This is a genomic window from Streptomyces sp. NPDC059169 (assembly GCF_042755225.1).
In the GTDB taxonomy this organism is placed as follows: domain Bacteria; phylum Actinomycetota; class Actinomycetes; order Streptomycetales; family Streptomycetaceae; genus Streptomyces.
Window position 1 is genome coordinate 1 of the sequence record NZ_JBHZCF010000040.1, and the last position, 7,731, is coordinate 7,731.

The window sequence follows — 7,731 nt, forward strand, 5'->3', positions numbered from 1 at the left end:
AGAACCCTCACCGGCCACAAACCTCCACTCGCCGCTACGACCACCCACCCTCACAAACCAAAATCCAGCCACCATCCAGACCGATCACACCACCCACACGACCAACACCCCTCTCTGACAACAGAGATCTTTCGTGACGGTCCGTCGGTGAGCTGAACCGGATTTTGTAGCGGCCCTCAAGCCGGGCATGATCGCCTTGGCAGATGGGAGAACACAGGTCCGATGCCTGCACCACGGAAGTACCCGGACGAGCTGCGCGAGCGAGCCGTCCGCGAAGTCCAGACCTCCGGCCGTCCCGTTGCCCACGTGGCTCAGGACCTCGGCATCCACAAGGAAGCCCTGCGGGGCTGGGTCCGCCAGGCCGAGGCCGACCAGGGCAGTCGGCCTGACTTGCTGACCAGCGCCGAGCGAGTCGAGCTGACCCAACTTGGCGAGGAAATAGCCGAGTTGCGGCGGGCGAACGATATCCTGAAGGCCGGGTCGGTGTTTTTCCGAAGGAGCTCGACCAGCCCCGCACGAGGCCTACGCGGTGATCAACCACCTCCGCGACGACTTCGGGGTCGAGCCCGTATGCCGGGAACTGGACCTGTCGGTCTCGGCATACAACGCCCGCCGCAAGCACCCGAAATCCGCCCGCCGGCGGCGCGACGAACAACTCATTGAGCACATCCGCCGCATCCACACCACCTCCGGTGAGACTTACGGAGCCCGGCGCATCCACCGCCAGCTGCGGCGCGAAGGCATCGTTGCGGCCCGCTGCACCATCGAGCGGCTGATGCGCGAGGACGGCCTGGAAGGCATCATCCGCGGGCAGCGACGCCGCACCACCATCCCCGAACCGTCCGCCCCCAGGCCACCGGACCTGGTCAACCGGCACTTCACCGCCCGCCGCCCCAACCAGCTGTGGGTCGCCGACCTCACCTACATCCGCACCTGGTCGGGCTGGGTCTACGTCGCCTTCGTCCTGGACGTCTACTCACGGATGATCGTCGGATGGCAGCTCGCCACCCACATGCGCACCGATCTCCCCTTGGATGCCCTGGAGATGGGGTTGTGGCGGCGAGGGATCAAGAAGGGCTCGGGTCTGATTCATCACAGTGATCGCGCCCAATACGTGTCGATCCGCTACGACGAGCGGCTGCTCGAGGCCGGCGCGACCGCGTCCGTCAGCTCCGTCGCCGATAGCTACGACAACGCGATGGCCGAGGCCCTGATCGGCTCATTCAAGGCCGAACTGATCGAGTACCAAGGCCCATGGCGGGACGCTGACCAGGTCGAACGTGCCGTCGTGCAGTGGGTCAGCTGGTACAACACCGAGCGCCTACACTCCGCCCTCGACTACCTCCCACCCGAGGAATTCGAGGCCCAGCACTACCGATCGCAGGCAACCTCGAACGCCGCCTGAAAACACACAAACCGGCCGCTACGAAACTCGGGGCAGCTCATCCAAAGCATAAGTGGGCAGCTGGAACAGAGTGAGTCTCCCCCAACAAAGGGCTGGTGTGACCGGTGCCCGGGGTACTCACCCTGGTCGTAGGCGGGAGTCTGCGGGGAAGATCGTCCGCCAAGGGGTACTTCGCGTGATCAACCAGGACGTCCCGCAGGAAGTCGTACGCGTCCTTCCCGATCACTCTTCCGGCGAGATGACCGCCCACTACGCCCGGCTTCACGACACCACGGTCCGCCGGCACTGCGAGAACGCCCGCAAGGTCAACATCAAGAGCGAGAGCGTCACCGTCGATCCGGAAGGCCCTCTGGCCGACGCCAGCCGGGCCAAGCAGCGGCTCGGCCGAGTGACCCAGGTCCTGCCCAACGGCTACTGCGGCCTGCCGGTACAGAAGGTCTGTCCGCATGCCAATACCTGCTTGACGTGTCCGATGTTCGTCACCACCCCCGAGTTCCTGCCGCAGCACCGAGAACAACGACAGCAGCTGCAGATCGTCTCCGCCGCCGAGGCCCGCGGCCAAGCGCGCGTGGTCGAGATGAACCAGCAGGTCCTCGGCAACCTGGAGAAGATCATCACCGGTCTGGAAGACGACCCCGGGCAGCCGGAGACGACCGCCGATGCGAGCTGACAACAGCCACCACATCGTCGATGCCGCCCGCCGCCGCAGCGAGTACACCCGCGCCAAGGCCATCCAAGCCCTCCGCACCCTCGACGCAGCGGGCGAGCCGGTCACCTTCGAGACCATCGCGAAACAGGCCGGAGTGTCCCGGTCCTGGCTCTACAGCCAGCCGGACCTGCGCGCGGAGGTCGAGCGCCTACGGACAGCACATTGTCGCGGCCCAGGCTCCTCGGTTCCCGCACGGCAGCGCACCTCCGACGCTTCCCTGCTTCGACGCCTCGAAGCAGCGAACACCCGCATCCGGCAGCTCTCCGAGGAGAACCGACAACTCCGTGACCAACTCGCCCATGCGCTCGGCGAACAACGCGCCGCGACGGCTCTTACCGGACCGCCACGAGCGGGACGGCGAAGCCTGAGCCACACGCATCGCCTCGGCGTATACCGGGTCCTGCAGCCGCTTCCACATCTCGTCCTCAGAGACGGCCTCAATGCAGCTGACCACCCACCAGATGTTGCCGCAGGGGTCCCTGATACGCCCTCCGCGCTGTCCGAAAGCGTTGTCCGCCAAAGGAGTGACGACATGGCCGCCGGCTGTGACGGCTTGCGAGAACGCCTCGTCCGCGTCAGCGACGAAGACACGCAGCAGACTCGGCATGGTGGGCCAGTCCGCGTGTCGGTCGAAGGCCAACACCACCGTGTCGCCGACTCGGATCTCACCGTGACCGACCAAGCCGTCCTCGGTCGACACCCGCCGAGTTCCTCACCACCAAACGCCTGGGTGACGAAGTCGAGGAAGACCCCCGTATCGTCGGTGACGACCCAGGGCGCAACGGCGGTATAGCCCTCCGGCGCGGCGCTGGTCTGCTCGGGCATCGCGGTCCTTTCGCTGATGTCGGTTGCGGACAACGACGATAACGACCTTGGGAGCGATTGGCCTCGGAAAGGCTGGTCGCCTGGCTCGGTGGACGGGTACGCATGAGATCTTTCTGTTCATGAGTACACCACCGGACGGATTGCCTATCTACCGAGTCTTGACGGGCCCGGACGACGCCGCGTTCTGCCATCGTGTGAGCGAAGCGATAGCTCTTGGCTACGAACTGCACGAAGGCCCTGCGGTCACTTTCAACGGTGAGAGGGTCATCGTCGCCCAAGCGGTGGTATGGCCAGCACAGTCGTAGGACTTGTGGTCGCGGTCTGCCCGTGACACGGGAAGGGCCGCACGGGTTAGGCGAGTTGTGACGCTTGCTTGGGCCCGTGCGGCCTGTTCCCATCCTGCCCTGTCCGGGGTCTCCCGTGCACACTTCGGCGAGTTGCTCGAAGAGCTTGCTCCGCGTTGGGAGGCTGCCCGTGAGTCCGCGCTGCGCCAGCGGCGCGGCCAGGACCGGCGTCGGGCGGCAGGTGCCGGACCGAAGCGGCGGCTGGTCTTCGTGGACCGGCTGCTGGTTACGCTGGTGCACCTGCGGCTCGGTTTGCCGCATGCGGCGCTCGCCGAGCTGTATGTGGTGGACCGCTCCACCATCTCGAACGCGGTCCGCGAGGTCCGGCCGCTGTTGGCAGTCCGCGGCTTCGCCGTCCCCGACCGCCCCGGCATCCGGTTGCGCACGCTGGAAGACCTGTTCGCCTACGCCGACGCCGAGGGCGTCGAGCTGCGGATCGACGGTACCGAGGTCCAGGTCCGCCGCCCGAAAGCGGGTCGCCCGGGCCGCAAGGCCTTCGTGTCCGGCAAGAAGAAGCAGAACACGATCAAGACCACGACCTTCAGCGACGGTCAGGGCCGCACCCTGTTCAGCGGTGTGGTCCGGCCCGGCCGCATGCACGACCAGACCGCCGTGCGCAGCGAGGGCATCGCCAAACAGTTCCGTCAGTACCCCGATGTCAAGGCCAAGGTCGATGAGGGCTACCGCGGGCTGGCCAACGAGTTTCCTGACCAGGTCGACGCCCCACCGAAGAAGCCCAAGGACGACGCCCCACTGGGCGAGCACCACGCATGGAGCGAGCGACGTCGCCGGCAGTCCTCGGCACGGATCCATGTCGAGCACACCAACGCCGAGTACAAGCAGTGGCGGCCCCTGCAGCGGTTCACCGGCCGCCGCGAGACCTACACGGAGCCCCACCTCGCCATCGTCGGACTGGTCTCCGACCGCTCCGCCCGCAGGCCCACGCGACGCAAGCCCGGCACCGAACTCGTGCTCGCCCGGCAGGCCGCCTGCTAATCACCCACCAGCCGACGCGTCAGGCGAGCACGCCCCGACCTCAATCGCTCCCAAGGTCGTAAGTACGAGATAGGTGAGATCCTGTCCTAGAAAGCCACGAACTCGGACTGCAACCTGTCCTACCTCGCGACGGTTCGCGCTGTTCTCGCCAGGCCCGTTCCCGCCCTCCGCTCGGCCGCCTCAGCGCGAGTTCGAAAAGGCTCGCTGACTCAGCACGAGCAGGGCGAGCCTCAGATCGGTAACGATCGTCCTGTGACGAAAGGACCACCAGTGCCCTCATTCGCTACGTCACGGACAACGACCGTCACGAACACACGAAGGTCAGCGAGCTGTCGCGCGAGCGGACTCAAGATAATCCAACAGCAGGCCGGTCACGAGTGCGACAGCTCCCTGACCATCTACACGCACGTCAGCGACGACTTCATGAACACTTCCCTGCACAAGGCATTGGCCCCGGCGTTCCCCTGAGCCTGACGAGGAGGGAAACGACATGCACGAAGCAGTCAAAACCGAGGTTCTTGTGGAACTCGACGCGCTGCGGCGCGCGAGCGGTGTCGCCGCCGGCCACGCCGACCTGGTGCGCGAGTACTCGGCGGATGGCTCGGAGTGCCGGATCGTCTTCGCCGACCTGGCGGACGGCGAGGTCTCGGAACTGGTCCGCGACGAGCGGGAGCTCGCCCGGTCCGGCGGCTACACCCTGGAGTGGAAAACCTACGGCCACGACAGACAGCAGGGCCTGGCTGCCGCGCTCGAAGCAGCAGGCTTCGAGCCCGACGAGGAGGAGCAGGTGCTGGTGCTCCCGGTCGCCGAGGCATCATCGGCCCTGTTCGACACCTCGGGCTACGAGGTGCGGCAGGTGACCGATGACGCCGAGCTCGACGACTACGCAGAGATCTCCCGCCAGACCGGTCGGCACAACGCGGACGAGGAGCGTCGACAACTGGCTCGGCTACTCGATGAACAGCCTGACGCGATGAGCGTGCACATCGCCTATGCCCAGGGCGAGCCGGTCTCCTGCGGACGGGTCCACTTCCAGGCCGGCAGCCCGTTCGCCGAGCTGGCGGGCGCCCGGACCAAGACGACCCACCGTCGGCAGGGCTTCTTCACCGCAGTGGTCGGCTCCCGGCTGCGGCAGGCCAGCAAGCGCGGCTGCAGGCTGCTGGTCACCGATGCGCTGCCCACCTCCGAACCGATCCTGCGCAAGCGCGGCTTCGAGGTGGTCACTTTCACCCGGCCGTACATCTTCGAGCCGGACAACTGAGCGCCTTGGTGCGCCGTTCGGAAGACGCGGAACCGACGAGAGGAACGAACCCGATGATGGCCGCCAAGCTCGACTACGACTGGCACCTGCGCAAAGCCGACCGCGGGATGTTCTCCACCACCGACCTCCTCCCGCCGCTGAAGGAACGCGGCATCACGCTGTCCACGAGCCAGGTCCACCGGCTCGTCGTTGAGCGACCGGAGCGACTGAGCCTGAAGATCCTCATGACCCTGCTCGACATCCTCGACTGCACCATGGACGACCTCATCGAGCCCATCGCGGCGGTCGGCACCGTGAAGAAGCCGAAGAAGGCAGCTGTCGGCGGTTCGTCACCCTCTGCGAGGGTCGCGACGGACTGCGGCCAAAGCGGTCTAGGATCAAGGGTGTTGACTGGCGATGACCACGGCTGATCACCTCGACCGCACCGTCACAGACCCGGTCGGCTCGATCACGGAGCTCATCGCCGATGAGGCGAGGGAACCCGGCATCGAGACGATCCGCCCCGTGGGTCATCTCGGTCGCGGGCGGTCGTGCGAAGTCACGGAGCCTGGCCAAGGCCCTGGCGACGCGGCCTGTGGTCCTGACCGACGGCTGTTCTCCGGCGCCCCGGGCCCTGGGCGATCTACTCATCGAGCTCCGCAAGGCTGGCGCGTCGGCGATCGCACCGCCGGTATGCGCCGAGTGCGGCAAGCAGCTGCGAACCCTCCAGCGCAAGGACCAGGACTGGTACTGCGGAGTCTGCGGTCAGGAAACCGCCGAGTACTCCGCCTGCGGCAACGTCCGCCGCGTCGGTTTCCGGGACCGCTAGGATCTGCCCCGCTGTTCGATGTGACGACCGTGATCCCGTCACCGTCGTCCACGAACTGATCACCGCGAACGCCCCCGCGGCCGACCGTGACGCGGTCGCCGAGGCCCTCCGCCGGACGGCACCCCACCGTCCCCACTATCGCCAGCGAGTGGTGCGGCGCCACCAACTTCGCCGCCGCCAAGCCGGCCGCGTCGGTGACCACCCGCTCCAGGTCCCCGCTGCGGCGCAGCTCGCTCTCCACCGCCGGCACCCCGGTCGGCAACCCCGCGCCGTGCAGCCGCACGATCGCGTTCCACACCGGCTCGTTGATCGGTCGCAGATCGCCCGGGGCTAGCTAGGTCGTGTCCGACGGATCTTTGAGTGGTCTGGTGCTCGTGGCCGTGTAGTTGGTCATGGGGCGTGGTGATCTGACGAACGTGGAGTGGTCCCGCTTGAAGTCGCATCTGCCTGCAACGGGGCGGCGTGGCGGGCGGTGGGCCAGTCCCCGCGAGGTGATCAACGGGATCCTCTTCCGTGAGCGCACGGGGGTCCCGTGGCGGGACCTTCCCTCGCGTTTCGGCAGGTGCAAGACCGTCTACGAACGGCACCGGCGCTGGTCGGCAGACGGCACCTGGGACAGGATCCTGCGGGCCGTCCAGGCCGACGCCGACACAGAGGGCCGGATCGACTGGAGCATGGTGAGTGTGGATTCGACCTCGTGCCGCGCTCACCATCACGCCGCCGGGGCCCGTAAGAAGGCACCGCGTGTACCGAAAAAAGATCAACGCCCCGGCATCACCGCCCCGACGAGGGACTTGGAAGGTCCCGGGGCGGCCTGACCTCCAAGATCCACCTCGCCGGCGAAGGCGGACGCCGGCCCCTGGCCCTGCTGATCACACCGGGCCAGTGGGGCGACGCGCCCCAGCTCATCCCGGTCCTCGAACGCGTCCGCGTTGCCCGGCCGGGAGGCGGGCATCCACCCACCCGGCCCGAACACCTCGACGGCGACAAGGCGTACTCCTCCCGGCGAAACCGCCGCTACCTGCGCAGACGGCAGATCAAGCACACCATCCCCGAGCCGAAGGACCAGCAGGCCCATCGCAGACGCCGAGGGAGCAAGGGCGGCAGGCCCACCGGCTTCGACAAGGACAAGTACAAGCGCCGCAACGAAGTCGAGCGGACGATCAACCTGCTGAAAAACTTCAGGGCCGTGGCGACGAGATACGACAAGCGGGCCTACGTCTTCCACGGCACGGTCACCGTCGCCGCCATCCGGCTATGGCTCCGCACATGATCCGCCGGAAACGACCTAGGGTGCGTTTCAGAAGTGGATCTTGATGTGTCAAGATCCACTTTGTGGGGCGGCATGATCTGACGAATGCGCAGTGGGCGAAGCTGGAGCCC

Annotated in this window: 7 protein-coding genes and 3 pseudogenes; 9 read left to right on the forward strand and 1 reads right to left on the reverse strand. The window is 66.9% G+C overall.

Annotated elements, in window-relative coordinates; translation table 11 throughout:
- Positions 1-222 precede the first annotated feature (222 nt).
- From ACFXOM_RS35380 to ACFXOM_RS35390, 3 genes and pseudogenes are all read left to right on the forward strand, one after another.
- Positions 223-1,405, forward strand: a pseudogene (locus tag ACFXOM_RS35380) (IS3 family transposase).
- A gap of 175 nt (positions 1,406-1,580) precedes the next feature.
- Positions 1,581-2,075 carry a hypothetical protein gene (locus ACFXOM_RS35385; protein ID WP_385041584.1) on the forward strand — a complete coding sequence of 165 codons (495 nt, stop codon included), beginning with the start codon at positions 1,581-1,583 and terminating at the stop codon, positions 2,073-2,075.
- Positions 2,065-2,352: pseudogene (locus ACFXOM_RS35390) on the forward strand (DUF6262 family protein); the annotation flags it as partial. The gene ACFXOM_RS35385 and the pseudogene ACFXOM_RS35390, both read left to right, overlap by 11 nt.
- Before the next feature lie 126 nt (positions 2,353-2,478).
- On the opposite strand, the pseudogene ACFXOM_RS35395 reads toward ACFXOM_RS35390, so the two are convergent.
- A pseudogene (locus ACFXOM_RS35395) lies at positions 2,479-2,939 on the reverse strand (VOC family protein); the annotation flags it as partial.
- 119 nt (positions 2,940-3,058) lie between these two features.
- On the opposite strand from ACFXOM_RS35395, the gene ACFXOM_RS35400 reads away from it, so the two are divergent.
- From ACFXOM_RS35400 to ACFXOM_RS35425, 6 genes are all read left to right on the forward strand, one after another.
- A complete protein-coding gene (locus ACFXOM_RS35400; protein WP_366729197.1) occupies positions 3,059-3,244 on the forward strand; it encodes a DUF1737 domain-containing protein in 186 nt (61 codons plus the stop codon).
- Between the two features lie 57 nt (positions 3,245-3,301).
- Entirely contained in the window at positions 3,302-4,279 is a 978-nt protein-coding gene (locus ACFXOM_RS35405; RefSeq protein WP_385041587.1) for a transposase family protein, read from the forward strand.
- Positions 4,280-4,769: 490 nt separating this feature from the next.
- A complete protein-coding gene (locus ACFXOM_RS35410; protein WP_384927695.1) occupies positions 4,770-5,540 on the forward strand; it encodes a GNAT family N-acetyltransferase in 771 nt (256 codons plus the stop codon).
- 53 nt (positions 5,541-5,593) lie between these two features.
- Positions 5,594-5,950, forward strand: a complete 357-nt coding sequence (locus ACFXOM_RS35415; protein WP_384947545.1) for a helix-turn-helix domain-containing protein — start codon at positions 5,594-5,596, stop codon at positions 5,948-5,950.
- Between the two features lie 56 nt (positions 5,951-6,006).
- Positions 6,007-6,348, forward strand: a complete 342-nt coding sequence (locus ACFXOM_RS35420; RefSeq protein WP_385041590.1) for a hypothetical protein — start codon at positions 6,007-6,009, stop codon at positions 6,346-6,348.
- A 392-nt stretch (positions 6,349-6,740) separates the two neighbouring features.
- Positions 6,741-7,621 (forward strand): IS5 family transposase gene (locus tag ACFXOM_RS35425; RefSeq protein WP_385041593.1). Its coding sequence is split into 2 segments (ribosomal slippage): positions 6,741-7,101 and positions 7,101-7,621, totalling 882 coding nucleotides; the frame shifts between segments, so codons are not numbered across the junction.
- Positions 7,622-7,731 lie beyond the last annotated feature (110 nt).

Bases quoted from the DNA above. Each gene is read 5' to 3' on its own strand.
- ACFXOM_RS35400 (WP_366729197.1), top strand. From the start codon at position 3,059: ATGAGTACACCACCGGACGGATTGCCTATCTACCGAGTCTTGACGGGC.
- ACFXOM_RS35415 (WP_384947545.1), top strand. From the start codon at position 5,594: ATGATGGCCGCCAAGCTCGACTACGACTGGCACCTGCGCAAAGCCGAC.
- ACFXOM_RS35420 (WP_385041590.1), top strand. From the start codon at position 6,007: ATGAGGCGAGGGAACCCGGCATCGAGACGATCCGCCCCGTGGGTCATC.
- ACFXOM_RS35410 (WP_384927695.1), top strand. From the start codon at position 4,770: ATGCACGAAGCAGTCAAAACCGAGGTTCTTGTGGAACTCGACGCGCTG.